Raw genomic sequence first — 25,881 nt, forward strand, 5'->3', positions numbered from 1 at the left:
CCTGAAATCAGTGATGCGGAAGTGCTCTCAAGGCACTTCCGCATCAGATGACTCAGAAGAGGGGGAAAAGTTGTACGGGTCTTGTGTACGTGTTCGGTAACGGGCCTTGCCCGGGCGCCTCAGCCCTCGCCGAGGTGAGTGGGCGCGAACATGCGCGGGCGGGCCGGGAGGACGACCACCGAGGGTCCCGGCGCCTTGAGGGCCGCCGCCAGGTCGGCGGCCAGCGTCTCCGGTGTCGTACGGACCCCGGGCACGCCGAAGGACTCGGCGAGGGCGGCGAAGTCGGGGCGGGAGAGGTCCGTGCCCGTGGTGTCCGCGTACGCGTCGCTCATGTACTCACGGAGGATGCCGTAGCCGCCGTCGTCGACGATCAGCCAGGTCACCGGGAGGTCGTGCTGGCGGGCGGTGGCCAGCTCGGCGATCGAGTACATCGCGCCGCCGTCGCCGGAGACGGCGAGGACCGGGGTGTCGGGGTCGGCGACGGCCGCTCCCAGGGCCGCCGGGAAGGCGTATCCCAGTCCCCCGGCGCCCTGGGCCGAGTGCATGGTGTTGGGGCGGGCGGGGTCGAAGGCGGACCAGGCCCAGTAGGTCAGGATCGTCATGTCCCAGAAGCTGGGGGACGCGGCGGGCAGCGCTTCGCGAATCGAGGCGAGGAGCTGCTGCTCGGCGTCCAGCCCCTGGGCGGCGATGCGTGCGCGGACCCGGCCGAGCACCTCTCGTACCGCCTCGGCGGCACCCTCGTCAGCGCGCTCCTCGTCGATGGTCTCCAGGAGCGCGGTGAGCGCGAGGCGGGCGTCGGCGTGGATGCCGAGGGCCGGGTAATTGGACTCCAGCTTGCCGAGGTCGGCGTCGATCTGGACGATCCGGCCGCGCGGCGCGAACGTGCCGTAATTGCTGCTCAGCTCGCCGAGCCCGGAGCCGACGACGAGCAGGACGTCGGCCCCCTCCAGGAACTCCGTCGTGTGGCGGTCCTCCAGCCAGGACTGGAGGGAGAGCGGGTGGTGCCAGGGGAAGGCGCCCTTGCCGCCGAAGGTGGTGACGACGGGGGCGTTCAGCCGCTCGGCGAGCTGCTTGAGCTTCCCCGAGGCGTCGGAACGTACGACTCCGCCGCCCGCGACGATCACCGGCCGGGTGGCGTTCACCAGCAAGTGGGCTGCCACGGCGGTGAGTTCGGGGCGCGGGGCGAGGTCGTGCGGGGTGGCGTCCGGCGCGACCACGACCGGGATCTGCGTCTCCGCCTCCAGCACGTCCTGCGGGATCTCGACCCAGACCGGGCCGTGCGGGGCGGTCAGCGCGGACTCCCAGGCCGCCGCGATCGCGGACGGGATCTGGGACGGGGTGCGCGCGATGTGGACGGACTTCACGACGTCCCGGAACGACGCCTGCTGGTCGCGCAGCTCGTGGAGGTGGCCGTGCCGGCCGCCGCCCAGGCCGGCGGCCGGGACCTGGCTGGAGATCGCCAGGACGGGGGCGGAGGCGGCGGCGGCCTCCTGGAGGGCGGGGAGGGAGGTGAGGGCGCCGGGTCCGGTGGAGAGGAAGAGCGGGGCGGCCTCGCCGGTCGTCCGGCCGTAGCCGTCCGCTGCGAACCCGGCGTTGTTCTCGACGCGCAGGCCCACGTACGACAGCTTCGACCGCCGCAGCGCGTCGAAGAGGGCGAGGGCGTGCTGCCCCGGGAGCCCGAAGACGGTGGTCGCCCCGAGCCCCCGCAACGTCTCCACGACCAGGTCACCACCGGTACGCCCAACAGGCGGAGCAAGGGCGGCGGCGGCCTGGGCGGGGGTGGGCCGGAGGACGAGGTCGTGGTCGTGGGTCATGTGTCCAGCTTCGCGCAGTCGACGGGGAGGGGCGGTATCGGGCACGGGGCGCCCTTCGGGGGCGCGGGACCGTGCTGGATCTGCGGCTCCACCGCGCGGGCACGCCCACCGGCCCCGTCAGGCGCGCGGGGCTGTCCTGGACATGCGGCTCCGCCGCGCGGGCACGCCCAGCAGCCCCTTCAGGGGCGCGGGGAACTGCGCGATCAGCCACGACGCACCCGCACGGGACGCGGTCGTGGGGGGCGGGCGCGAGGGCACGCGGTCGCGGAGGGGCGTGCCGGGGTGGGGGGCCGCCCCCTTGCCCACCCGTCCCGCCCCCGGGGGGGCGGCCCCGCTGCCCAAGGAGGCTAGGGGGCTAAGGAGGCTAGGGGGCTAGGGGGCTAGGGGGCTAGGGGGCAGGCAGTTAGGGGCGCGGGGAACTGCGCGGCCAGCCACGACGCACCCGCACGCAGAAAACCCCGCCGGACGGGCACCCCGGGGGCATCACCCCGCCAGCGCCCAGCATGTCAGCCGCGTGTGGCGGCGATCTGGCGGGACATGATCGTCGTCAGCTCGTACGCCGTGTGCGAAGCCGCCACCGACGTGATCTCCGCGTGGTCGTACGCCGGCGCCACCTCGACCACGTCCGCCGACACCAGGTTGCAGGCCGAAAGCCCGCGGATGATCTCCAGGAGCTCGCGCGACGTGAGGCCCCCGGCCTCCGGCGTCCCCGTACCGGGCGCATGCGCCGGGTCCAGCACGTCGATGTCGATGGAGATGTACAGCGGCCGGTCCCCGATCCGCTGCCGCAGCTGGTCGGCGACCTCGTCCACACCGCGCCGCATGACGTCCGCCGACGTCACGATGCCGAAGCCCATCTTGGCGTCGTCGGTCAGGTCCTGCTTGCCGTACAGCGGGCCGCGCGTGCCCACGTGCGACAGCGCCTCGGTGTCGAGGATGCCCTCCTCGACGGCCCGCCGGAACGGCGTGCCGTGCGTGTACTCCGCCCCGAAGTACGTGTCCCAGGTGTCCAGGTGCGCGTCGAAGTGCAGCAGCGCCACCGGCCCGTGCTTCTTCGCCACCGACCGCAGCAGCGGCAGCGCGATGGTGTGGTCGCCGCCGAGCGTCATCATCCGCGCGCCCGACCCCAGCAGGTCGTCGGCGGCGGCCTCGATGGTGTCGACGGCCTCGTTGATGTTGAACGGGTTCGCCGCGATGTCACCGGCGTCGGCGACCTGAGCCAGCGCGAAGGGCGACGCGTCCTGCGCCGGGTTGTACGGCCGCAGCAGCCGCGACGCCTCACGGATCGCGTTGCCGCCGAAGCGCGCGCCCGGCCGGTAGGAGACACCCGTGTCGAAGGGCACGCCGACGACCGCGACGTCCGTACGCCCGCCGACCTCGTCCAGGCGGGGCAGCCTGGCGAACGTCGCCGGTCCGGCGTACCGGGGAATGCGGGACGAGTCGACGGGGCCGCGGGGCTCGGAAGAGGGAGTGTTCATGGCATCGAGCGTAGGCAGGACGACGGATTCCGCACATGTACGGATGCGATGAGGCGCGTCCGGGACTTGGACACGACGGACAGGTCCCGCCGATCCCCTCCCCCGGGGCCCGGCACCGGTGTGGTCCCTCCAACACCCCGTTCCTCTGGACACCCTCATAACTGGCCGGTAACTTTTACCAGGTATCTGAGCAAGCGCTTAGCCGAGCGCGCAGCCGAGCTCCACTCTCTCGCCGAAGGAGGCGTTCCCGTGCGCCGTACCGTATTCAACGAGGACCACGAGGCGTTCCGGGAGACCCTCCGGGCCTTCATCGAGGCCGAGGTCGTCCCCGTCTACGACGAGTGGTTCGCCGCGGGCCAGGCGCCGCGCGAGTTCTACTACAAGCTCGGCGAGCTGGGCGTCTTCGGCATCAACGTGCCCGAGGAGTTCGGCGGCGCGGGCCTGGAGTCGCACAAGTTCGAGGCCGTCCTGACCGAGGAGACCGCCCGCGCCGGCGTGAACTTCGGCGGTTCCGGCGTCCACGTCCTCCTGGGCCTCCCGTACATCAAGATGCTCGCCACCGACGAGCAGAAGAAGCGCTACCTGGAGAAGTTCGTCTCCGGCGAGGAGATGTGGGCGCTCGCCATGACCGAGCCGGGCACCGGCTCCGACGTCGCGGGCATGAAGACCACCGCGAAGCTCTCCGAGGACGGCACGCACTACGTCCTCAACGGCGCCAAGACCTTCATCACGGGCGGCGTGCACGCCGACCGCGTGATCGTCTGCGCCCGTACGTCCGCCCCGCGCGAGGACGACCGCCGCTACGGCATCTCCCTCTTCGCCGTGGACACCAAGCTGGAGGGCTACTCGGTCGGCCGCAAGCTCGACAAGCTCGGCCTGCGCACCTCCGACACCGCCGAGCTCGCCTTCGTCGACGTGAAGGTCCCGGTCGAGGACCTGCTCGGCGAGGAGAACAAGGGCTTCGGCTACCTCGGCCACAACCTCGCCTCCGAGCGCTGGGGCATCGCCTTCGGCGCGTACGCCCAGGCGAAGGCCGCGATCCGCTTCACCAAGCAGTACGTCCAGGACCGCACGGTCTTCGGCAAGCCGGTCGCCGCGTTCCAGAACACCAAGTTCGAGCTGGCCGCCTGCCAGGCCGAGGTGGACGCCGCCGAGGCGGTCGTCGACCGCGCCACGGAGGCCCTGGACGCGGGCGAGCTGACGGCGGCCGAGGCGGCCTCCGCGAAGCTGTTCTGCACCGAGGTCGCGCACCGCGTGATCGACAAGTGCCTCCAGCTGCACGGCGGTTACGGCTTCATGAACGAGTACCCGATCGCCCGCCTGTACGCGGACAACCGCGTGAACCGCATCTACGGCGGCACCAGCGAGGTCATGAAGATGATCATCGCCAAGGACATGGGCCTGTAAGCAGCAACAGCTGCTACAACTCCCCCCATGCTGCACTCATTTCCCGGGGGACGACCCCCGCACCCCCGAGGGGCACTTGAGTCCCTGCTCGATCTGCTCGACCTTGAGCGGATCGAGCAGGACATCTTCCGGGGCGTGAGCCGCTCGGCCATCGTCCCCCGCGTCTTCGGCGGCCAGGTCGCCGCACAGGCCCTGGTCGCCGCCGGGCGCACGGTCCCGGACGACCGCCTCACCCACTCCCTGCACGCGTACTTCCTGCGTGCGGGCGACCCGTCCGCCCCGATCGTCTACACGGTCGACCGGATCCGCGACGGGCGTTCCTTCACCACGCGCCGGGTCGTCGCCGTCCAGCACGGCCAGCCGATCTTCCACCTCTCGGCGTCGTTCCAGACGTACGAGGAGGGCATGGAGCACCAGTCCCCCATGCCCGCCTCCCCCGCGCCGGAGTCCCTCCCCACCGCCGCCGAGTCCCTCCCCCACTACGCGGACCGCTTCGTCGACCCGGGCACGGTCGACCGCCTCCTCGAAGCCCGCGCCGCGATCGACCTGCGCTATGTGGACTCGCCCCCGTACGCCACGGTCGGCGAGCCCCGCGAACCGCGCTCGCAGGTCTGGTTCCGTACGAACGGCAAACTCGCCGACGACCACCTCCTGCACGTCTGCCTCGCCACGTACGTCTCCGACATGACGCTCCTCGACTCGGTCCTCCTGGCGCACGGCCGGGGCGGCTGGGCGACGGGCGACGTGGTCGGGGCGTCGCTCGACCACGCGATGTGGTTCCACCGCCCCTTCCGCGCGGACGAGTGGCTCCTCTACGACCAGGAGTCGCCGTCGGCATCGGGCGGCCGGGGCCTGGGCCAGGCCCGCATCTACACGCAGGACGGCAGCCTGGCGATCACCGTCATCCAGGAGGGCGTGGTTCGCGTCCCACGCTGATCGGGCATACCGTCCGAAACATGGCGGAGGACAACACAACGGACAGCAGCCCGGAAACCGGCAGGGGCGGCGAAAGCACCTTCACGGTCGTCGTCGCGGCGGCCGCCAACCTCGGTATCGCCGTCGCGAAGGCGGTCGCGGGCGCGATCAGCGGCTCCAGCGCGATGCTGTCGGAGGCGGCCCACTCGGTGGCCGACACGGTCACCGAACTCCTCCTCCTGACCGCCCTCAAGCGCAGCGGGAAACCGGCCGACGCCAAGCACCCCCTGGGCTACGGCCCGGAACGCTACCTCTGGGCCCTGCTGGCCTCCGTCGCCACCTTCGTCGGCGGCGCCGTCTTCTCGATCTACGACGGAATCCACACCCTCACCCACGGCGAGGAGCTCGGCGACCCCCTCGTCTCCTACCTCGTCCTCGCCGTCGCCTTCCTCCTGGAGGGCTACTCGCTCCGTACCGGCGTCAAGCAGATCCGCGCCGAGGCCGCCCGCCTGGGCGCCACCACCGGCCGCTATTTCCGCCAGACCCCGGACACGGCGGTCAAGGCCGTCGTCATGGAGGACTCGGCGGCCCTGGCCGGCCTCCTCCTGGCGGCAGCCGGTCTGTTCCTGGGCCGGCTCACCGGCTCGGGCGTGTGGGACGGCCTCGCGTCCGTCCTGATCGGACTGCTCCTGGTGTACGTGGCCTGGGTCCTGGGCCGCAGCAACGCCCAGCTCCTGATCGGCCGGGCACTGCCGCCGGAGATGCGCGAGGGGGTCCGCGAGGAGCTCCTCTCCGTCCCGCACATCGAGGACGTGATCGAACTGACCACCCTGATCCAGGGCCCGTCCGAACTCCTCGTCGCCGCGAAGATCGACTTCCGCGACGTCTCGTCGGCGGCCGAGATCGAGTGGGCCTGCGAGGAGGCCGAGCAGCAGCTGCGCGAGCGCTACCCGGCGGTCGCCCGCGTCTACCTCGACCCCACCCCGCGCCGTGGCCGGGGGCCCGGTCAGAGCAACCCGGCCGCATCCAGCAAGTAGTCCGTCATCGGCTCGTAGAAGAACGGGTCGACGACGTGGTCGTCCAGCGGAATGGTCACGGCCATGACCCCCTCCGCCTCGCCCAGGAAGAGCGCCGGGTCGTTGCAGTCCGCGTACCCAATCGAATCGACCCCCCGCTGCCCGGCGCACCCCGCCCACCCGTGGTCGGCAAAGACGAGGTCCGGCAGCGGCTCCCCGCCCCTCTCCAGCCCGTCCAGAATCGCCGTCATCGGCGCGGGCGAGTGCGTGTGCCACAGACTCGCCCCCCGCTCGAAGACCGCGACGTCGGCGAACTGCACGACATAACCCTCATCAGCGGTCAGCCCACCAGGAATCCGTACGACATCACACCCGGCGTCGCGCAGGGCTCTCGCGGTCGCCCCGTGCACATTGAGCAGCGCCCCCGGGTGCCCGGTGGCGAACAGCACCCGCTGCTTGTCGGCGGCGGCCTTGCGCAGCCGCGCGGCGGCCCGGTCCAGGGCGTCGACGGTCAGCTCGGGGTCGATGGTGTCCTGCCCGTGCCGGTGCTCGGGGTCGTCGCTGACTCCGCACCGCTCCGCCATGACGGCGAGCACGTCCTGCTCGTCGGTCCACCGGTCGCCGAGCTCGATGCCGAGCCAGTAGTGCCGGTCGCCGTTGGCGAGCTTGCGGTAGTGGGAGAGGTTGTTGTCGCGCGGGGTGGCGACGTCTCCTGCGATGCGGGTGCTTACGAGGTGGTCGACGAGAGCGCCACGGCTGAGTATCGGCATGGGGTCCATTCTGCCGGGCGTGTTCGCGGATGCACGGGGGGTTCCGGCGGGTGGACGTACTGCCGATCCGGGGCGGTCGGGGGCGGTCCGGGGCAGTCCCGGCCCGGACCGTGCGTGGATTCGAGCCATCATCGCTCGGATCCACGCACGGTCCCGGTGCGCACACCCCTCAGCCGTCGGCCAACGCCCCGAACGCCCCGTGCGCCAGCCTCCGCAGCAACGCCTCCGTGGCCCCCCGCCCCGGCAGCCCCGACCCCAGGTGCGGGGTCGAGTTGAGCAGGCCGAAGACGGCGTGGACGGCCGCGCGGGCCTCCGACTCCGGGGTGGCGGGGTGCAGGTCCCGTACCGTCGTGACCCACAACTCGACGTACTGGCGCTGGAGTTGGCGCACCTTGCGGCGGTCGGCGTCGCGCAGCCGGTCGAGTTCCCGGTCGTGCAGGGTGATCAGCGGGCGGTCGTCGAGGGCGAAGTCGATGTGGCCGTCGACCAGGGCGGCCAGCAGCACCTCCGCATCCTCGGGGGCCGCGGCGACACGGGCCCGCCCGCCCTCCAGCAGCCGTTCGCTGATGCCGACGAGCAGCTCCGCCAGCATCGCGTCCTTGCCCGCGAAGTGCCGGTAGAGGCCGGGGCCGCTGATGCCGACCGCCGCGCCTATCTCGTCGACGCCGACCCCGTGGAAGCCGCGCTCGGCGAAGAGGCGGGCGGCCTCCCTGAGGATCTGCTCGCGGCGGGTGGGGGCCGCGACCCGGGACGTTCCGCCGGGGGCGGCTTGAGTGCTCATGCGAGCATTCTAGACCGGCGGGTTAGCGATCGTTAACCTGATGCCCGATCGGCGTCCGGACGGGCCCGGCGCGGGCTGCCCGCGAGGGTGACCACGCGCAGCAGCCATTCCACCGGACCGTGCCCAAAGCGCCGCATCAGGGGGCCGCTGACCGCGAGCTGGAGCGCGTAGAGGAGCAGTGCGAGCAGGACCGGGACCGCGATGCCCAGCCTGCCGTACAGACCGAGCCCGTAACCGGTGAAGACCAGGGCCATGACGAGGGACTGGGTGAGGTAGTTCGTCAGGGACATCCGGCCGGCGGGGGCGAGGAGCGCTGCCGCGCGGCGGCCGGGGCGGGTGCGGAAGAAGAGCAGCATCCCGGCGAGGTACGCGGCCGTCAGCGCCGGGGCCGTGATCATGCCCAGCACCCCGCCGAGGGTGCTCCACCGCTCCGGGAGCGGGCCGACCTCCATGCTCGCGGCGAGCGCGGCGGCCGGGACGCCGACGGCGAGTCCGATCCGTACGGTACGGAGCAGCTTCGCCGGGTCCGTACGGTCGAACCACCCGGTGCGTCCGGCCGCGAGTCCGAAGAGGAACGCGGGCACCACCGTGCCCGCGGCGACCACCGTCCCGAACAGGTACAGCGGCAGCTGGTCGAGGTTCGTGGCGACGACGTCGGCGAAGGAGCCTCGGTAGCCGGCGGTCAGCGCGGCGGACTCGGCGTTCGCCTCAGCGACCTCGCCCGGCGTCGGCGCGAACAGCACCGACAGCAGGGCGATGAGCAGCAGCAGCCCGCTGAACACGCCCCAGATCCAGTACGCGGCGCGGCGTGCGGTGCCCGGTGCGGCGTTGCGGGCGGCGAGCAGGATCAGGCCGAGGACGGCGTACGACATGAGGATGTCGCCGGTGTAGAGGAACACGGCGTGCAGCAGCCCGAGCGCGAACAGACCGGCCGCCCGGCGCACGGTGCGCGGGCCGACCCTGGCACCCGCGCGCTCGGCGGAGGCCATCTGGACCGTGAAGCTGTAGCCGAAGAGGAACGAGAAGAGCAGGTAGAACTTCCCCTGCGCGAGGAACGCCACGAGCCAGCCCACGACGGAATCGGCCGCCGTACCGCCGGTCCCGGCTCCGGCGCCGCCCGCCCCGCCACCGCCGGACACCGCACCGACCCCGCCACCACCGCCACCACCGGTCAGGCCGTACGTACCGGCCATGACGAGCACGTTGACGAGCAGGATGCCGAGCAGCGCGAACCCGCGCAGCGCATCGACCTCGGCGATGCGCCGGGGAGCAGGAAGCGCGGGGAGGGGCACACGGGCCCGGGGGTGCGGGGGCCAGGGGTGCGGAGGTCCGGGATACGGAGGCCCGAGGTGCGGGGGCCCAGGGTGCGGGGGCCCGGGATACGGAGGCCCAGGGCGCGGCGGCCCAAGGTGCGCGGGCCCAGGATGCGGAGGCCCGAGGCGCGGGGGCCCGGGATGCGCGGGCCCAGGGTGCGGGGGCTCGGGATGCGGAGGCCCGGAATGCGCGGGCCCCGGATGCGGAGGTCCGGAATGCGGACCTGGCGGGCCGTATCCGTGCCCGTATCCGTGCCCGTATCCACCCCCGGCGCCGCCCCCGTCCCCGTGCCCGTGCCCGTCCCCGCGTCCGGGCCCACGTATCCCCGTCAGATCTTCCGCGCTCATCCCGGGATGATCGCCGATCCACCCCACCCCGCCCAAACCCCGACCAGAGCCCCGGCCAGGGCCCTGGCCAGACCCCGGCCAGGCCCCGACCGAACCCGGCCGACCCTCCACAACTCCCCTTTCCCGCCCGGCGTCCGCCCTGGACAGCGCCGTTAGCGCTCGTTAACCTCAGGAGTGCGTTAACGGTCACTAACCTCGCGCGGCACGGCACCCCGCACCCCGCGCGGCAGCATGCACGCACCTCCGGCGGGCAAGGGAGCTCGACAGAATGCAGCAAGCACCGGTGCTGAACAGCACCGCGGATCCGTCGTCCGAGGCCTGGCAGGCCAACGAGGCCGCCCACCGGAAGCTCGCGGACGACCTCCGCGCCCGGCTCGCCACCGCCCGGCTCGGCGGCGGCGAGAAGTCCCACGCCCGGCACGTCGCGCGCGGAAAGCTGCTGCCCAGGGACCGGGTGGACACCCTCCTCGACCCGGGCTCGCCCTTCCTGGAGCTGGCCCCGCTCGCCGCGAACGGGATGTACGGCGACGCGGCCCCCGCCGCCGGTGTGATCGCCGGTATCGGCCGGGTCAGCGGCCGAGAGTGCGTGATCGTCGCCAACGACGCGACCGTCAAGGGCGGCACGTACTACCCGATGACCGTGAAGAAGCACCTCAGGGCGCAGGAGGTGGCCCTGGAGAACCGCCTCCCGTGCCTCTACCTCGTCGACTCCGGCGGCGCCTTCCTGCCCATGCAGGACGAGGTGTTCCCGGACCGCGAGCACTTCGGGCGGATCTTCTACAACCAGGCGCGGATGTCGGGCGCCGGGATTCCGCAGATCGCGGCCGTCCTCGGCTCCTGCACGGCGGGCGGGGCGTACGTACCCGCGATGAGCGACGAGGCCGTCATCGTCCGCAACCAGGGCACGATCTTCCTCGGCGGCCCGCCGCTCGTGAAGGCGGCCACCGGCGAGGTCGTCACCGCCGAGGAGCTGGGCGGCGGCGAGGTCCACTCCCGTACGTCCGGGGTCACCGACCACCTCGCCGAGGACGACGCGCACGCGCTGCGGATCGTACGGAACATCGTCGCGACCCTCCCCGAGCGCGGCCGACTCCCCTGGTCCGTGAGCCCCGTCGAGGAGCCGAAGGTCGATCCCGCCGGGCTGTACGGGGCGGTGCCCGTCGACTCCCGCACCCCCTACGACGTGCGCGAAGTGATCGCGCGGGTCGTCGACGGCTCCCGCTTCCAGGAGTTCAAGTCGGAGTACGGGCAGACGCTGATCACCGGCTTCGCCCGCATCCACGGCCACCCGGTCGGCATCGTCGCCAACAACGGCATCCTGTTCTCCGAGTCCGCCCAGAAGGGCGCGCACTTCATCGAGCTGTGCGACCAGCGCGGCATCCCGCTCGTCTTCCTGCAGAACATCTCCGGCTTCATGGTCGGAAGGGACTACGAGGCCGGGGGCATCGCCAAGCACGGCGCGAAGATGGTCACGGCGGTGGCCTGCACGCGCGTGCCGAAGCTGACCGTGGTCGTCGGCGGTTCGTACGGCGCGGGCAACTACTCGATGTGCGGCCGCGCCTACTCCCCCCGCTTCCTCTGGATGTGGCCCAACGCGAAGATCTCCGTCATGGGCGGCGAACAGGCCGCGTCCGTGCTGGCCACGGTCAAGCGCGACCAGCTGGAGGGCCGGGGCGAGGAGTGGCCCGCGGAGGCGGAGGAGTCCTTCAAGGACCCGATCCGCACCCAGTACGAGCAGCAGGGCAACGCCTACTACGCGTCCGCCCGCCTCTGGGACGACGGCGTCATCGACCCCCTCGAAACCCGCCAGGTGCTGGGACTCGCCCTGACCGCCTGCGCCAACGCCCCGCTCGCCGACCCCGCCTTCGGCGTCTTCCGGATGTGAGACGACTCATGACGACTGTGATGACTTCGCTTTTTGACACGGTGCTGGTCGCGAACCGCGGTGAGATCGCGGTCCGCGTCATCCGCACCCTGCGCGAGCTGGGCATCCGCTCGGTGGCCGTCTTCAGCGACGCCGACGCGGACGCCCGGCACGTGCGCGAGGCGGACACGGCGGTACGGATCGGCCCGCCGGCCGCGTCCGAAAGCTATCTGCGCATCGACCGGCTGGTGGAGGCGGCGGTGCGCTCGGGCGCGCAGGCGATCCACCCGGGGTACGGATTCCTCGCGGAGAACGCGGAGTTCGCGGCCGCGTGCGACTCCGCGGGACTGGTCTTCATCGGCCCTCCGGCATCGGCCATCTCCCTCATGGGCGACAAGATCCGCGCGAAGGAGACGGTGAAGGCGGCGGGCGTACCGGTCGTCCCCGGCTCATCGGGCTCCGGCCTGACGGACGCCCAACTCGCCTCCGCCGCACGCGAGATCGGCATGCCGGTCCTCCTCAAGCCGTCGGCGGGCGGCGGCGGCAAGGGCATGCGCCTGGTCCGGGACGAAGCCCTGCTGGCCGACGAAATCGCGGCCGCGCGGCGCGAGGCCCGCTCCTCCTTCGGCGACGACACGCTGCTGGTGGAGCGGTGGATCGACCGCCCCCGGCACATCGAGATCCAGGTCCTGGCCGACGGCCACGGCAACGTCGTCCACCTCGGCGAGCGCGAGTGCTCGCTCCAGCGCCGCCACCAGAAGATCATCGAGGAGGCCCCTTCCGTCCTCCTCGACGAGGCCACCCGTACGGCCATGGGCGAGGCGGCGGTCCAGGCGGCCCGCTCCTGCGGGTACTCGGGTGCGGGCACGGTCGAGTTCATCGTCCCCGGCGACGACCCGTCCTCGTACTTCTTCATGGAGATGAACACCCGCCTCCAGGTGGAGCACCCGGTCACCGAGCTGATCACCGGCATCGACCTGGTGGAGTGGCAGCTCCGGGTCGCGTCGGGCACCGAACTCCCCTTCGCCCAGGCCGACATCACCCTCACCGGCCACGCCGTCGAGGCCCGCATCTGCGCGGAGACCGTGTCTGTAAAAGCGGGCGCGCGCGGCTTCCTCCCCTCCGGCGGCACGATCGTCGCGCTGCACGAACCGCAGGGCAACGGTGTCCGTACGGACTCGGGGCTCTCGGTCGGCACGGAGATCGGCAGCCTGTACGACCCGATGCTGTCGAAGGTCATCGCGTACGGTCCCGACCGCCCCACCGCTCTGCGCAGACTGCGCGCGGCACTGGCGGACACGGTGACCCTCGGCGTCCAGACGAACGCGGGCTTCCTGCGCAGGCTCCTCGCCCACCCGGACGTGGTGGCGGGGAACCTCGACACCGGGCTGGTGGAGCGGGAGGCGGAGTCGCTGATCGCCGACACCGTCCCGCCGGAGGTGTACGCGGCGGCGGGACTGCTGGCACAGGCGGAGCTGGAGCGCCGCCCGGCCGACGGCTGGACCGACCCCTTCGACGCCCCGTCGGGGTGGCGCCTGGGCGGCACACCCGCCTGGACGGCACACCACTTCAAGGCGCCGGGCCAGGAGCCGGTGGCGGTACGGGTGCGGGGGCACGCGGGAACCGCGGACGTTCAGGTCGAGGACGGGGAGAACCTCCGCGCCCGGCTCGCCCCCGGCGGCGCGGCTCCCTCGCCCCGGGCCGCCCAAGCCACGGCCACGGTCCCGGCCCTGGTCCCGGCCCCGGCCCGCCTCACCGTCGAAGTGCACGGCCTCACCCACACCTTCACCCACGCCTCCTCGCCGGACGGCGACTGGCTCGGCCGGGACGGCGACGCCTGGCACCTCCAGGCCCACGACCCCGTCGCCGCCACCCTCACCGGCACCGCCCACTCCGGCGCGGACGCCCTCACCGCCCCGATGCCCGGCACCGTCACCGTCGTCAAGGTGGCCGTCGGCGACCGGGTGAGCGCGGGGCAGAGCCTCCTCGTCGTCGAGGCCATGAAGATGGAGCACGTCATCTCCACCCCGCACTCCGGCACCGTCACCGAACTGGACGTCAAGGCAGGGGCCACCGTCGCCATGGACCAGGTCCTGGCCGTGGTCGCCCCCGACGCCGTCGCCCCCGATGCCGTCGCCCCCGACGAGGAGGACGCCGCATGACGCTCCCCATGGTCGTCAAGGACCCCCGACTCCCCGCCCGCGTAAGGATCTACGAGGTCGGCGCCCGCGACGGCCTGCAGAACGAGAAGGCCACCGTCCGCACCGAGGTGAAGGCGGAGTTCATCCACCGCCTCGCCTCGGCCGGCCTGCGCACCGTCGAGGCCACCAGCTTCGTCCACCCCAAGTGGGTCCCCCAACTCGCCGACGCGGAAGCCCTGTTCCCACAGCTCCAGGACCTGGCGGAGGCAGTACGGCTGCCCGTCCTGGTGCCCAACGAGAAGGGCCTGGACCGCGCCCTCGCCCTCGGCGCCCGGGACGTGGCCGTCTTCGCCAGTGCCACCGAGTCCTTCGCCAGGGCCAACCTCAACCGCACGGTCGACGAGGCCCTCGCCATGTTCGAGCCGGTGGTCACCCGCGCCCGCGCCGCGGGGGCGCACGTCCGCGGCTACCTGTCGATGTGCTTCGGCGATCCCTGGGAAGGGGCGGTCCCGGCCGCCCAGGTCACCCGGGTCTGCCGCCGCCTCGTCGACATGGGCTGCGACGAGCTCTCCCTCGGCGACACGATCGGCGTGGCCACCCCCGGCCAAGTCGCCGCGCTGCTGCGCGACTTGAACGACGCCGGCATTCCCACGGACCGCCTCGGTGTGCACTTCCACGACACCTACGGCCAGGCCCTCTCCAACACCCTGACCGCACTCCGGCACGGCGTCACGACCGTCGACGCCTCCGCGGGCGGCCTCGGCGGCTGCCCGTACGCGAAGTCCGCCACCGGAAACCTCGCCACCGAGGACCTCGTGTGGATGCTCGACGGCCTCGGCATCGACACCGGGGTCGACCTCACCCGCCTCACCGCCACCAGCGTGTGGATGGCGGAGCAGCTGGGCAGGCCCAGCCCGTCCCGTACCGTACGCGCCCTCTCCCACCAGGAGCAGTGACACAGATGGACCACCGTCTCACCCCCGAGCACGAGGAACTCCGGCGCACCGTCGAGGAGTTCGCGCACGACGTCGTCGCCCCGAAGATCGGCGACCTGTACGAACGGCACGAGTTCCCGTACGAGATCGTCCGCGAGATGGGCCGCATGGGCCTGTTCGGCCTGCCCATTCCGGAGGAGTACGGCGGCATGGGCGGCGACTACCTCGCCCTGGGCATCGCCCTGGAGGAGCTGGCCCGCGTCGACTCGTCCGTCGCGATCACCCTCGAAGCGGGCGTCTCGCTCGGCGCGATGCCGATCTTCCGGTTCGGTACGGAGGAGCAGAAGCGGGAGTGGCTGCCGAGGCTCTGCGCGGGCGAGGCGCTCGGCGCGTTCGGCCTGACCGAGCCGGACGGCGGCTCGGACGCGGGCGGCACGCGTACGACGGCCGTCAGGGACGAGGCGACCGGCGAGTGGGTGATCAACGGCTCCAAGTGCTTCATCACCAACTCCGGCACCGACATCACGGCCCTGGTCACCGTCACCGCGGTCACCGGCCGCAAGCCGGACGGCAAGCCGCTGATCTCCTCGATCATCGTCCCGTCCGGCACCCCCGGCTTCACGGTCGCCGCCCCGTACTCGAAGGTCGGCTGGAACTCCTCCGACACCCGCGAGCTGTCCTTCTCCGACGTACGTGTCCCGGCCGCGAACCTGCTCGGCGAGGAGGGCCGCGGCTACGCCCAGTTCCTGCGGATCCTCGACGAGGGCCGCGTCGCGATCTCCGCGCTCGCGACCGGCCTCGCACAGGGCTGTGTCGACGAGTCGCTGAAGTACGCGCGCGAGCGGCACGCCTTCGGGAAGGCGATCGGCGAGAACCAGGCGATCCAGTTCAAGATCGCCGACATGGAGATGCGGGCCCACATGGCGCGGGTCGGCTGGTACGACGCCGCGTCCCGGCTGGTGGCCGGCGAGCCCTTCAAGAAGCAGGCCGCCATCGCCAAGCTGTACTCGTCCACCGTCGCCGTCGACAACGCCCGCGAGGCAACCCAGATCCACGGCGGGTACGGCTTCATGAACGAGTACCCGGTGGCCCGCATGTGGCGCGACTCCAAGATCCTGGAGATCGGCGAGGGCACCAGCGAGGTGCAGCGCATGCTGATCGCCCGGGAGCTGGGCATGCAGGCCTGACCCGCAGGTCCGGTACGGAGACACACATCAGCGTTCGTACGGGCGGAAACCGGACACCATCTTCAGGCCAACAGAAGGTTAGGCTAACCTTCCCACGAACCTCTGGTTCCGGCCCTGGCTCCGCACTCCGCCCGTACGAAAGCAGACCTCCCATGTCCTACCGGTCCCGCCTCTCCCGTCCCACCCGCCGAGGCATCCTCGCCGCCGGCGGTGCGCTCGGCATCGGCGCCGCACTGGCCGCGTGCGGCGGCGAGAAGGCTGCCGGCAGCAAGACGGAGGAGGCGGGCACCGGGAAGTCCGGTCCCTGGTCCTTCACCGACGACCGCGGCAAGAAGACCGAGACGAAGTCCTTCCCGAAGAACATCGTCGCCTTCACCGGCACGGCCGCCGCGCTCCACGACTACGGCATCGAGGTCAAGGGCGTCTTCGGCCCGACCAAGGGCAAGGACGGCAAGCCCGACGTCCAGGCCGGCGACATGGACATCTCGAAGCTGGAGATCATCGGCAACGTCTACGGCGAGTTCGACGTCGAGAAGTACGCCAAGCTGGTCCCCGAGCTGCTGATCACCGACATGTGGCAGAAGGACATCCTCTGGTACGTGCCGGAGCAGTCCGCCAAGAAGATCGCCTCGCTCGCCCCGCAGGTCGCCCTGTGGGCCGCCGAGACCAACATGGAGAAGGCCCTGGCGCGCCGCGCCGGTCTGGCCGCCTCCCTCGGCGCCGACCTCAAGGCGAAGAAGACCGTCGACGCCAAGGCCCGCTTCGAGAAGGCCTCGGCCCGGCTGCGCGCCGCGGCGAAGGCCCACCCCGACATCAAGGTCATGATCGGCTCCGCCTCGGCCGAGCTGTTCTACGTCTCGCTCGCGAAGATGAGCGCCGACACGCTCTACTTCCAGGAGCTTGGCGTGAAGTTCATCGAGCCGAAGGTCGACGCACAGGGCTTCTTCGAGGGCCTGAGCTGGGAGAACGTCGGCAAGTACCAGGCCGACGTGATCATGATGGACAACCGCTCGGCGGTGCTCCAGCCCAAGGACATCGCGAACAAGCCGACCTGGGCGCAGCTGGCCGCGGTCAAGGCCGGCCAGGTGATCCCGCGCGTCACGGAGCCGATCTACTCCTACGCCAAGTGCGCACCGATCCTGGAGGACCTCGCGAAGGCGATCGAAAACGCGAAGAAGGTCGCCTGACGGTTTGATGGGGGGTGGGGCGCCGACTGCGGCGCGCGTGCGATCCGTGCGGGTGCATCGTGGCTGGCCGCCGGACCGGTGGTCGTCGTGCGGGTACGTCGTGGCTGGTCGCGCAGTTCCCCGCGCCCCTAAATGCCTGCCCCCTAGCCCCCGGCCCCCCTTAGCCCCTAGCCCTCTTGGGCAGCGGGGCCGCCCCCCGGGGGCGGGACGGGTGGGCAAGGGGGCGGCCCCCGCGCGAGCCCCACCCTCCCGACCGCACGCTCCGAGACTGCCCCGCTCCCCGAGACCGCACCCCTGCAGGAGGCCGCCCATGTCCGACCAGACGCCGCTCCCGTACCGCCTCTTCCACCTGACCGTGCTGCGCACCGAGCGCCTCAGCCCCTCCCTGCAGCGCGTCACCTTCGGCGGGTACGGCGACGAGGACCTGGCCGGTTTCGTCTCCGGCGGCCGGGACCAGTCGCTCTCGGTCTTCCTGCCGCACCCCGGCCAGGACACCCCGGTGCTGCCGCCGGAGACGGACCCCGACTGGTTCGCCTCGTACCGGACGATGCCCGACGGGACGCGCGCGGTCATGCGCTCGTACACCGTCCGCGCCCAGCGCACGGACCCGGCGTCCGAGATCGACATCGACTTCGCGCTGCACCCCGACGGCGGCCCCGCCTGCCGCTGGGCGGAGCAGGCGGCCCCCGGCCACCGGGTCGCCGTCCTGGGCCCGACCGTCGCCGACAGCACCGGCGTCCGCTTCCGGCCCGCCGACGACACCGGTCACGTGGTGATCTGGGCCGACGAGACCGCGCTGCCCGCCGTCTCCGCAGCCCTGGAGTGGCTGCCCGCCGGGACTCCCGTCAGGGCGTGGATCACGGTCCCGCACCGGGGCGACGCCCTGGAGCTGAAGACCGCGGCCGACGCCGAGATCACCTATCTCGTACGGGACGACGACGCACCCGCCCCCGTCGAGGCGATCGCCGCCGCCGAGCTGCCGGCCGACGGCGTCCCGTACGTCTGGATCGCGGGCGAGGCCTCGTCCGTGCGCGCCCTGCGCCGGCACTTCGTGAACGAGCGCGGCTACGACCGCCGCCGGATCACCTTCACCGGCTACTGGCGGCGCGGCCTCACCGAGGACGGCCTGCGCGAGACCCCCTCGGAGTACGAGGCCTCGTAGCCCCGGCCCCACGAACAGGGAGGGGTGCACCGGACGGTCCCGGCGCACCCCTCCCGTACTACCGGGACGCTCTCAGCTACTCAGTGGCCCAGGGCACCTGGGGCGACTTGTAGTAGTCGATGCCCAGCGCGTCGAAGCGCGGGCCCTGCTGCGCCAGACGCAGCTTGTACGTGTCCCAGTCGTGCGTGGACCTCGGCGACCAGCCCAGCTCGGCGATGCCGGGCAGCCGCGGGTACGCCATGTACTCCAGCTGGTCGCTGGTGGCCAGCGTCTCGGTCCACAGCGGCGCCTCGACGCCGAGCACCGAGGACTCCGGCGCGCCCGTCAGGTAGCTGCCCGGGTCCCAGTCGTAGGAGCGCTGCACCTCGACGTAGCCCGCCCAGGCCAGGCCCAGCTTGGTGTCCTTGTTGTACTTCATGTCGAGGTAGCTGCGGTCGGCCGGGGAGAGCACCAGCTTGGTGCCGCCCTTCGCGGCGTCGACGACGGTCTGCCGCTCGGCGGCACTGGTCGCGTCGTACCCCCAGTACTGGACCACCTTGCCCTTGGCCTGCTTCGCGCCGACCAGCTGGTGCCAGCCCATGATCTTCTTGCCGTACTTGCCGACGACGTCCTGTGCGTGGTTCATGATCTTGACGAAGTCGGCGTGGCTGGTCGAGTGGGCCTCGTCGCCGCCGATGTTGAGGTACCTGCCGGGGGTGAGCTGCGCGATCTCCCGCAGCACGTCGTCGATGAACTTGTAGGTGATGGCCTTGCTCGCGCACAGGCTGCTGAAGCCGACCTGGGTGCCGGTGTAGAGGGGCGGGGCGATGCCGTTGCAGTTGAGTTCGGCGTACGAGGCCAGGGCCGCGTTGGTGTGGCCCGGCATGTCGATCTCGGGCACGACCTCCATCCTGCGGGAGGCCGCGTACTTCACCAGGTCCTTGTACTGGGCCTTGGTGTAGTAGCCGCCGGGGCCGCCGCCGACCTGGGTGGAGCCGCCGTAGGTGGCCAGCCTCGGCCAGGAGTTGATGGCGATGCGCCAGCCCTGGTCCTCGCTGAGGTGCATGTGCAGCTTGTTCATCTTGTAGAGCGCTGCCTGGTCGATGTAGCGCTTGACCTGCTCCACGGAGAGGAAGTGCCGCCCGACGTCGAGCATCACGGCGCGGTGGCCGAAGCGCGGGACGTCCTTGATGGTGCCGCCCGCGACCTGCCACGGCCCGGCCTGCTTCGTGGCCTTCTCGACGGCGGCGGGCAGCTGCTGGCGCAGCGTCTGGATGCCGTGGAAGAGACCGGCGTCCTTGCGCGCGGTGACGGTGATGCCGTCGCGGCCGGACTCCAGCCGGTAGCCCTCGTCGCCGAGCGACCTGTCGGACGAGGACAGCCTGAGGCGGATGCCGTCCCGGCCGTCGCGCGAGGTGACGGGGAGCTCGTACCCGGTGGACGGGCGCAGCACCTTGGCGAGCGCCTCGCCGACCTGGCGGGCCTGGGCGGAGTGACCGACCCGGATCCGGGTCTTCGCGCCGATCGTGTACGCGGACCCGCCGGCCTTCACCTCGGCGGGGGCCGGGACGATCTGGCCCAGCGGGCGGGGCGCGGTGGCCCCGGCCGGGGCTGCGGCCCCCGTGCCGGGCGCGGGGGCCGCTCCGACGGCTGCCGTGCCCGCGACGGCGACGAGCAGCATCGGAGCGAGGAGGCGGGGAATCGTACGACGGTGTCTCACAAGCGGTCCCTTCGACGGGGCAGCGCGGCTGTGGCATGTACGTAACAGATGTGGAGCAGGACCCATGGCTACCGCCCAAGTCACGGGCCGGTCAAGGGTGTAGACCAGTCCAACACCCCATGGATACCCACCCCGGTGCGAGAATCCCGGTATGGCGGAGATTCTTCAAAAGGACGGTACGTGGACTTTCGACGGCGACACAGTGCGCATCGTCCCGGGACGCGGCAGCCGGATCCATCCGCTGCGGCAGGCGCTGGGTGAGCTGGAGGTTCCGCTGACGGCCCTGGCGGGCATCGCCTACGAGCCGGGGCGCAAGGGCGGCGGGCTGCGGCTGCGCCTGCGGGAGGGCGCCTGCCCGCTGCTGCTTGCCGCGAGCGGCAGACTGCCGGACGCCGCCGATCCGTACCGCCTCGCCGTCGAGCAGGACCGCACCGGCGTCGCCGAGTACTTCGTGGACGAGGTCCGCAACGCGCTGCTGCTCGACCAGGTGCCGTCCGGGCCCGTGGACCGCTTCCTGCTACCCGGCCCCTCCGTACCGGTGTCGGGCGGCGGTGGCGGCGGCGACGGCACGGCCTCCTTCGAGGGGGACGCGGTGCGGCTGACCTGGAACTGGAAGGCGGAGGAGTCCAAGTCGTCCGGCGGTTCCGTCACGCTCCCGCTGACCGAGATCACCGGGGTGGACTGGCTGCCCTCGATCGGCCTGGAGAACGGCTACCTCCGCTTCCTCACGGCCCGGGCAGGGGCGAAGTCCCCCGCCCCGAAGTACGACCCGCACGCACTGGACCTGCTGGGGCTGTCGAAGAAGGAGTACACGGCCGCCCTGGTCGCCGCCGCGGTCCTGGTCCGGCTCCCGCACCCGGCGGCCGCCGCGAAGCCCGCCGGAACCCCCGTACTGGAGAAGGCCGCTCCGGCCGCAGCCGACGACCACGACGCCCTGCTGCGCCGTCTGCGTGAACTCGGCGAGCTGCACCGGTCCGGAGTACTCACCGACGAGGAGTTCACGACGGCCAAGCAGGCGGTCCTGAAGCGGCTCTAGACCCCTCCAGGTCCATACCAAGGTCCCCAGAAATCGCGATCAAGAAGAATCCTGCCCGATATCGGGCAGGATTCTTGCGTAAGTCCTATCTGGTCCCCCAATATCAACGGGTGCTCGAACGCCGTACGTCTCCCTCGTCCCCGCACGAGGACCTCATCGACCATCTGGTCCGCTCCACCGCGCTGCCGCGCGGCGAGGCGGCCCGGGTCGTGCTCGACGTCCTGGCGTACTTCGACGAGACGACCGAGGAATTCGTCCGCCGGCGCCACCGCGAACTGCAGGCGGGCGGCGCCGTGAACGCGGACATCTTCGATCGGATCGCGGCCGAGCTGCCGCACCGCGCGGTCGCACCGCCGGAGCTCTCGCTCCGCCAGCTGCGGCGCATCGTCTACGGCTGAATCGTCTTTACGGCCGAATCGTCGCTACGGCCGGGCACCACGGACAACACTCGGAGGACAGCTTTTTATGTGTGGAATCGTCGGTTACATCGGCAAGCGTGACGTCGCCCCCCTGCTCCTGGAAGGCCTTCAGCGCCTGGAGTACCGCGGCTACGACTCCGCGGGCATCGTGATCAACACCCCCAAGGCCGCCGCCCTGCGCATGGTCAAGGCCAAGGGCCGGGTCCGCGACCTGGAGGCCCGCGTCCCCAAGCGCTTCGCGGGCACCACCGGCATCGCGCACACCCGCTGGGCCACCCACGGCGCCCCCTCCGACGAGAACTCGCACCCGCACCTGGACGCCGAGTCCAAGGTCGCCGTCGTCCACAACGGCATCATCGACAACGCCGACGACCTGCGCGCCAAGCTGGTCGCCGACGGCGTGGTCTTCGCCTCCGAGACGGACACCGAGACGGTCGTCCACCTGATCGCCCGCGCCCAGGCCGAGACCCTGGAGGAGAAGGTCCGCGAGGCGCTCCGGCACATCGAGGGCACCTACGGCCTGGCCGTCATGCACGCCGACTTCCCCGACCGCATCGTGGTCGCCCGCAACGGCTCCCCGGTCGTCCTCGGCATCGGCGAGAAGGAGATGTTCGTCGCCTCCGACGTCGCCGCCCTCGTCTCGCACACCCGCCAGATCGTCACCCTCGACGACGGCGAGATGGCCACCCTCAAGGCCGACGACTTCCGTACGTACACCACGGAGGGCTCGACCACGTCGGCCACGCCGACCACCGTGGAGTGGGAGGCCGAGTCGTACGACATGGGCGGCCACGACACGTACATGCACAAGGAGATCTCCGAGCAGGCCGACGCCGTGGACCGCGTGCTGCGCGGCCGCATCGACGACCGCTTCTCCACCGTGCACCTGGGCGGCCTCAACCTGGACGCCCGCGAGGCCCGCGGCGTGCGCCGCATCAAGATCCTCGGCTGCGGTACGAGCTACCACGCGGGCCTGATCGGCGCCGGGCTCATCGAGTCCCTGGCCCGCATCCCCGCCGACGCCGAGCCGGCCTCGGAGTTCCGCTACCGCAACCCGGTCGTCGACCCCGACACCCTCTACATCGCGGTCTCCCAGTCCGGTGAGACGTACGACGTGCTGGCCGCCGTGCAGGAGCTGAAGCGCAAGGGCGCCCGCGTCCTGGGCGTCGTGAACGTGGTCGGCTCGGCGATCGCCCGCGAGGCCGACGGCGGCGTGTACGTCCACGCGGGCCCCGAGGTCTGCGTCGTCTCCACCAAGTGCTTCACCAACACCGTCGTCGCCTTCGCGCTGCTCGCCCTGCACCTGGGCCGCATCCGCGACCTGTCGGTCTCCGACGGCAAGCGGATCATCGAGGGCCTGCGCAAGCTGCCCGCCCAGATCACCGAGATCCTCGACTCCGAGGAAGAGATCAAGAAGGTCGCCGAGGCCTACGCGGGCGCCCAGTCGATGATGTTCATCGGGCGCGTGCGCGGCTATCCGGTCGCCCTGGAGGCCTCCCTGAAGCTCAAGGAGATCTCCTACATCCACGCCGAGGCCTACCCCGCGTCCGAGCTCAAGCACGGCCCGCTGGCGCTCATCGAGCCCGCGCTGCCGACGGTCGCGATCGTCCCCGACGACGACCTGCTTGAGAAGAACCGCGCCGCCCTCGAAGAGATCAAGGCCCGCAGCGGCCGGATCCTGGCGGTCGCCCACCGCGAGCAGGAAAAGGCCGACCACACCATTGTGGTCCCGAAGAACGAGAGCGAGCTGGACCCGATCCTGATGGGCATCCCGCTCCAGCTCCTCGCCTACCACACGGCACTTGCCATGGGCCGCGACATCGACAAGCCGCGCAACCTGGCGAAGTCCGTCACCGTCGAATAGTCACCACCGGCTTCTGCGAGCGGTACGAGAAGGGCCCCGCACGTGCCACCACGGCGTGCGGGGCCCTTCCCCTCGTGGGGCCAGGTGTCGCCCAACACCGGACCCCCGCCCGGCAGTTGCGGTTCAGCCGGTGGCCGTCACACCCCGGCCGCCCGCGGCGCGGCCCGGCAGGGCCGTGGGCCACTTCGCCCACGCCGCCGTCGCGCCGTACCAGGCGACGAGCCCGGAGAGCGCCGCCACCCAGCCCGCGACCTTCCCCAGCGTCGCGGCGTCCGCGAACTGCGCGATCCCGAGCAGCAGCAGCGCCACGAACAACAGCCCGTACATGACCTGCGCGAGCTGACCGCCACCGGCCGCCCCCAGGGTCAGGCTGAGCGCCAGCAGCGCCCAGAGCAGCAGGAAGAGCCCCGCCGCGTCGGCCGGGACGACGCCGCCGTCACCGGCCACGGTGCCCCAGGTGAACCAGAAGGCCCCGAGCCCGGCGAACGCCGTCCCGTTGAACGAATTGCCCGACCGGAACTCCAGGAGTCCCGCGACGAAGAGGGTGATGCCGCCGACGAACAGCGCGACGGTGACGGCGCTCGCCACCGTGACACCGCTGAGCGCCCCGGTGTGGCCGAGGCCGAAGGCGAGCAGGGTGAGTCCGAGTGCGAGATGGCCGAGAGTGGATGCGGAGGCGGATGTGCTGCTTCCCGCAGAGACGTCGTTGTCCACGGCGGGGGCTCCCTTCCTGCAAGTACTGCGCGTGCCTGGTACCGAGTTCCCAGTGGCCTTTATTTACCCTTCACAAGGTTACAAATCACCCCTACGCAGCGGTAGTTTCAGGGATCGCCGCAATCCGTCAAGGACTCAGAACCGCCAACTGCCCCACCCCGTCCGCAAACTGACCAAGCATCACGAAACGGCGACACATCACGGCCCGGCGAAGCACCACGGAAGAAGCACTGCGGAAGGAAGTACTACGGAATGACGACGACCGGCCGCTGCGCCCGCTTCGCCAACCGCCCCGCCACCGACCCGAAGAGCCGCCCCACGATGCCCTGCGTCGACCCCACCACGATCGCGTCGGCCTCGTACTCCCGGCCGACCTCCTCCAGTTCGTGGCAGATGTCGCCGCCCCGCTCGACCAGGATCCACGGCACCTCGGCGAGGTAGTCCGCGCAGGCCAGTTCGAGCCCCAGCACCTCGGTGCGGTGGTCGGGCACGTCGACGAAGACGGGCGGTTCGCAGCCCGCCCAGACGGTGGTCGGCAGCCGGTTCGCCACATGGACGATGATCAGCCCCTGGCCGAGCCGCCTGGCCATTCCGATGGCGTACGCGAGCGCCCGCTCGCTGGAGGTGGAGCCGTCGAAGCCGACGACGACACCGTGCCGGAAGGCGGGGTCGCAGGAGTGACGTGGGTCTTCTCGCGCACAGAGGTCGCCGCTCGACTCCACGCCGTACTCGGCACTGGGATCGGCGACCTGCTTGCGGTCCGCGGGTTCGGGGGTTTCGTGACCGGCCATCGGTGTCTCGGCGTCTGCATCCTCAGGAGAACTACACGGGGCTTACGGCAGGAACAACGGGTGCGACTCACCCCGCGACAACGGAGCTGTCCGGGAATCATCTTCCCAAGCCCATACCCCCAAGGGTACGGCGGCACTCCTCCGCTGCCCAGTGCCCGCAGGCGAGCAGCGTTCCAGGAGCATGCACGACCCCGGCCGGTATCGCAATGCCCGCTGCCCCGTACAGGCGTCTGCCGCTGCTCCGTCCGGACGTCGGGCCGCCGCCGCGCACGGACGCCCGCCGCCACTCCGTACGGACGCCCGCCGCCACTCCGTACGGACGCCCGCCACCGCTCCGTACAGACGTCTGTCGCTGCTCCGTACAGCCGCCTCCCACGTGACCGTCCGGCCCCTCCGTTCGTTGGCCAGGTTCCCCGTCCCCCGCGCCCAGGAGGAAGTGCGCCGTGCACGGCTCCCCGCCCTTCTCGTCGCCGTACGATCACGAGCGCCCCCACGGGCACCAGGGGCCCCACGGGCCGCAGGCACACCACGGACACCGTCTGCCCCCGGACATCCCGGCCGCACCGGAGTGCGCGTCCGCCGGCGCGGCGGGCGACCTCGTCCGGTGGGCGGCCTTCAGCTGTCTGCTCGTGCCGGTGGTACTGATCGGGTACGGAGCGCCCGTCGGCGGCGCCACTCTGGCGGCCGGCGGACTGGCCGTCGTCACGGTCGCCTGCCGCATGCTGCTCCACCAGTCGGCGCGGGCCGCCGCCCGCGACCGGGAGCTCGCCGAGGACCTCCAGGCGGGCACCCACCGCGGCAGGCACAGCCGGACCGGCTCCGGCACGCACCGCGGCGGCCGCAAGGCCGATTCCTGAGCGTCCCCCCGTGGACACGGAAATCACGGGCGAACAGTGCGTGAAATCGTTCCATCGAGGTCACTCACCGCAGAGTGGTGCGCCGGGTGAGTGACGGGATCGCACACGCGCGCCCGTAGGTTTTCAGCCAACTTCGCATATACCCCCGACCCTTGGCGGAAGCCCCCTTCAACCCCCGTGCCA

At 71.6% G+C, this 25,881-nt stretch carries 21 protein-coding genes; 13 read left to right on the top strand and 8 right to left on the bottom strand.

Translation table 11 applies throughout. The annotated features are described in order from the left end of the window. Positions 1-119: 119 nt before the first annotated feature. Positions 120-1,814, bottom strand: a complete 1,695-nt coding sequence (locus ACH4SP_RS21365; RefSeq protein ID WP_398417078.1) for a thiamine pyrophosphate-binding protein — start codon at positions 1,812-1,814, stop codon at positions 120-122. Between the two features lie 506 nt (positions 1,815-2,320). Next, on the bottom strand, positions 2,321-3,292 hold the full coding sequence (speB, locus tag ACH4SP_RS21370; RefSeq protein WP_398417079.1) for an agmatinase: 972 nt from the start codon (positions 3,290-3,292) through the stop codon (positions 2,321-2,323). A gap of 249 nt (positions 3,293-3,541) precedes the next feature. Between speB and ACH4SP_RS21375 the strand changes: the two genes are divergently transcribed. Genes ACH4SP_RS21375 through ACH4SP_RS21385 form a run of 3 tightly spaced genes read left to right on the top strand, consistent with a single transcriptional unit; the run spans position 3,542 to position 6,651 of the window. Next, positions 3,542-4,699, top strand: a complete 1,158-nt coding sequence (locus ACH4SP_RS21375) for an acyl-CoA dehydrogenase family protein (protein ID WP_398417080.1) — start codon at positions 3,542-3,544, stop codon at positions 4,697-4,699. Between the two features lie 27 nt (positions 4,700-4,726). Then, positions 4,727-5,635 carry an acyl-CoA thioesterase II gene (gene tesB, locus ACH4SP_RS21380; RefSeq protein ID WP_398417081.1) on the top strand — a complete coding sequence of 303 codons (909 nt, stop codon included), beginning with the start codon at positions 4,727-4,729 and terminating at the stop codon, positions 5,633-5,635. Between the two features lie 20 nt (positions 5,636-5,655). After that, the gene (locus ACH4SP_RS21385) at positions 5,656-6,651 is read left to right on the top strand and encodes a cation diffusion facilitator family transporter (RefSeq protein ID WP_398417082.1); all 996 of its coding nucleotides are present in this window, start codon (positions 5,656-5,658) and stop codon (positions 6,649-6,651) included. Here ACH4SP_RS21385 and ACH4SP_RS21390 read toward each other — a convergent pair. From ACH4SP_RS21390 to ACH4SP_RS21400, 3 genes are all read right to left on the bottom strand, one after another. Further along, positions 6,621-7,400, bottom strand: a complete 780-nt coding sequence (locus ACH4SP_RS21390) for a phosphatase (RefSeq protein ID WP_398417083.1) — start codon at positions 7,398-7,400, stop codon at positions 6,621-6,623. The genes ACH4SP_RS21385 and ACH4SP_RS21390 overlap by 31 nt on opposite strands. Positions 7,401-7,569: 169 nt before the next feature. Continuing rightward, complete coding sequence (locus ACH4SP_RS21395) at positions 7,570-8,181, bottom strand: TetR/AcrR family transcriptional regulator (RefSeq protein ID WP_398417084.1); 612 nt, start codon at positions 8,179-8,181, stop codon at positions 7,570-7,572. A gap of 32 nt (positions 8,182-8,213) precedes the next feature. Next, on the bottom strand, positions 8,214-9,473 hold the full coding sequence (locus ACH4SP_RS21400) for a DUF418 domain-containing protein (protein WP_398417085.1): 1,260 nt from the start codon (positions 9,471-9,473) through the stop codon (positions 8,214-8,216). A gap of 637 nt (positions 9,474-10,110) precedes the next feature. On the opposite strand from ACH4SP_RS21400, the gene ACH4SP_RS21405 reads away from it, so the two are divergent. The 6 genes from ACH4SP_RS21405 to ACH4SP_RS21430 all read left to right on the top strand — a co-directional run bounded on the left by ACH4SP_RS21405 (position 10,111) and on the right by ACH4SP_RS21430 (position 18,318). Beyond that, a complete protein-coding gene (locus ACH4SP_RS21405; RefSeq protein ID WP_398417086.1) occupies positions 10,111-11,727 on the top strand; it encodes a carboxyl transferase domain-containing protein in 1,617 nt (538 codons plus the stop codon). A 20-nt stretch (positions 11,728-11,747) separates the two neighbouring features. Beyond that, complete coding sequence (locus tag ACH4SP_RS21410; protein WP_398417087.1) at positions 11,748-13,868, top strand: biotin carboxylase N-terminal domain-containing protein; 2,121 nt, start codon at positions 11,748-11,750, stop codon at positions 13,866-13,868. Then, positions 13,865-14,803: a hydroxymethylglutaryl-CoA lyase gene (locus ACH4SP_RS21415; protein WP_398417088.1), complete on the top strand. Its 939-nt coding sequence runs from the start codon at positions 13,865-13,867 to the stop codon at positions 14,801-14,803. Before ACH4SP_RS21410 ends, ACH4SP_RS21415 begins: the two co-directional genes overlap by 4 nt. A gap of 5 nt (positions 14,804-14,808) precedes the next feature. Beyond that, complete coding sequence (locus ACH4SP_RS21420) at positions 14,809-15,969, top strand: acyl-CoA dehydrogenase family protein (RefSeq protein ID WP_398417089.1); 1,161 nt, start codon at positions 14,809-14,811, stop codon at positions 15,967-15,969. A gap of 152 nt (positions 15,970-16,121) precedes the next feature. Beyond that, on the top strand, positions 16,122-17,156 hold the full coding sequence (locus tag ACH4SP_RS21425) for an ABC transporter substrate-binding protein (RefSeq protein WP_398417090.1): 1,035 nt from the start codon (positions 16,122-16,124) through the stop codon (positions 17,154-17,156). A 310-nt stretch (positions 17,157-17,466) separates the two neighbouring features. After that, complete coding sequence (locus ACH4SP_RS21430; protein ID WP_398417091.1) at positions 17,467-18,318, top strand: siderophore-interacting protein; 852 nt, start codon at positions 17,467-17,469, stop codon at positions 18,316-18,318. Positions 18,319-18,394: 76 nt separating this feature from the next. Here the strand turns inward: ACH4SP_RS21430 and ACH4SP_RS21435 are convergent, their stop codons facing one another. Then, positions 18,395-19,978, bottom strand: coding sequence for a beta-N-acetylhexosaminidase (locus tag ACH4SP_RS21435; protein WP_398417215.1), 1,584 nt, complete (start codon positions 19,976-19,978; stop codon positions 18,395-18,397). A gap of 190 nt (positions 19,979-20,168) precedes the next feature. Between ACH4SP_RS21435 and ACH4SP_RS21440 the strand changes: the two genes are divergently transcribed. From ACH4SP_RS21440 to glmS, 3 genes are all read left to right on the top strand, one after another. Further along, positions 20,169-21,053: a DUF4429 domain-containing protein gene (locus tag ACH4SP_RS21440; RefSeq protein WP_398417092.1), complete on the top strand. Its 885-nt coding sequence runs from the start codon at positions 20,169-20,171 to the stop codon at positions 21,051-21,053. A gap of 110 nt (positions 21,054-21,163) precedes the next feature. Further along, on the top strand, positions 21,164-21,451 hold the full coding sequence (locus tag ACH4SP_RS21445) for a hypothetical protein (RefSeq protein ID WP_398417216.1): 288 nt from the start codon (positions 21,164-21,166) through the stop codon (positions 21,449-21,451). Positions 21,452-21,518: 67 nt separating this feature from the next. Continuing rightward, a complete protein-coding gene (glmS, locus tag ACH4SP_RS21450; RefSeq protein ID WP_398417093.1) occupies positions 21,519-23,336 on the top strand; it encodes a glutamine--fructose-6-phosphate transaminase (isomerizing) in 1,818 nt (605 codons plus the stop codon). 123 nt (positions 23,337-23,459) lie between these two features. On the opposite strand, the gene ACH4SP_RS21455 is transcribed toward glmS, so the two are convergent. Further along, a complete protein-coding gene (locus ACH4SP_RS21455; RefSeq protein ID WP_398417094.1) occupies positions 23,460-24,050 on the bottom strand; it encodes an acetate uptake transporter in 591 nt (196 codons plus the stop codon). 245 nt (positions 24,051-24,295) lie between these two features. Beyond that, positions 24,296-24,841: a universal stress protein gene (locus ACH4SP_RS21460; RefSeq protein ID WP_398417095.1), complete on the bottom strand. Its 546-nt coding sequence runs from the start codon at positions 24,839-24,841 to the stop codon at positions 24,296-24,298. A gap of 443 nt (positions 24,842-25,284) precedes the next feature. Here ACH4SP_RS21460 and ACH4SP_RS21465 point away from each other — a divergent pair, with 443 nt between their 5' ends. After that, positions 25,285-25,698 (top strand): hypothetical protein, encoded by a 414-nt coding sequence (locus ACH4SP_RS21465; RefSeq protein WP_398417096.1) that lies wholly within the window; start codon positions 25,285-25,287, stop codon positions 25,696-25,698. Positions 25,699-25,881 lie beyond the last annotated feature (183 nt).

It is taken from the genome of Streptomyces sp. NPDC021093, assembly GCF_044333135.1.
Lineage (GTDB): Bacteria > Actinomycetota > Actinomycetes > Streptomycetales > Streptomycetaceae > Streptomyces.

Bases quoted from the DNA above. Each gene is read 5' to 3' on its own strand.
- tesB (WP_398417081.1), top strand. From the start codon at position 4,727: ATGCTGCACTCATTTCCCGGGGGACGACCCCCGCACCCCCGAGGGGCA.
- ACH4SP_RS21440 (WP_398417092.1), top strand. From the start codon at position 20,169: ATGGCGGAGATTCTTCAAAAGGACGGTACGTGGACTTTCGACGGCGAC.
- ACH4SP_RS21420 (WP_398417089.1), top strand. From the start codon at position 14,809: ATGGACCACCGTCTCACCCCCGAGCACGAGGAACTCCGGCGCACCGTC.
- ACH4SP_RS21460 (WP_398417095.1), bottom strand. From the start codon at position 24,841: ATGGCCGGTCACGAAACCCCCGAACCCGCGGACCGCAAGCAGGTCGCC.
- ACH4SP_RS21365 (WP_398417078.1), bottom strand. From the start codon at position 1,814: ATGACCCACGACCACGACCTCGTCCTCCGGCCCACCCCCGCCCAGGCC.
- ACH4SP_RS21395 (WP_398417084.1), bottom strand. From the start codon at position 8,181: ATGAGCACTCAAGCCGCCCCCGGCGGAACGTCCCGGGTCGCGGCCCCC.
- speB (WP_398417079.1), bottom strand. From the start codon at position 3,292: ATGAACACTCCCTCTTCCGAGCCCCGCGGCCCCGTCGACTCGTCCCGC.
- ACH4SP_RS21390 (WP_398417083.1), bottom strand. From the start codon at position 7,400: ATGCCGATACTCAGCCGTGGCGCTCTCGTCGACCACCTCGTAAGCACC.
- ACH4SP_RS21430 (WP_398417091.1), top strand. From the start codon at position 17,467: ATGTCCGACCAGACGCCGCTCCCGTACCGCCTCTTCCACCTGACCGTG.
- glmS (WP_398417093.1), top strand. From the start codon at position 21,519: ATGTGTGGAATCGTCGGTTACATCGGCAAGCGTGACGTCGCCCCCCTG.
- ACH4SP_RS21410 (WP_398417087.1), top strand. From the start codon at position 11,748: ATGACTTCGCTTTTTGACACGGTGCTGGTCGCGAACCGCGGTGAGATC.
- ACH4SP_RS21435 (WP_398417215.1), bottom strand. From the start codon at position 19,978: ATGCTGCTCGTCGCCGTCGCGGGCACGGCAGCCGTCGGAGCGGCCCCC.
- ACH4SP_RS21405 (WP_398417086.1), top strand. From the start codon at position 10,111: ATGCAGCAAGCACCGGTGCTGAACAGCACCGCGGATCCGTCGTCCGAG.
- ACH4SP_RS21385 (WP_398417082.1), top strand. From the start codon at position 5,656: ATGGCGGAGGACAACACAACGGACAGCAGCCCGGAAACCGGCAGGGGC.
- ACH4SP_RS21425 (WP_398417090.1), top strand. From the start codon at position 16,122: ATGTCCTACCGGTCCCGCCTCTCCCGTCCCACCCGCCGAGGCATCCTC.
- ACH4SP_RS21415 (WP_398417088.1), top strand. From the start codon at position 13,865: ATGACGCTCCCCATGGTCGTCAAGGACCCCCGACTCCCCGCCCGCGTA.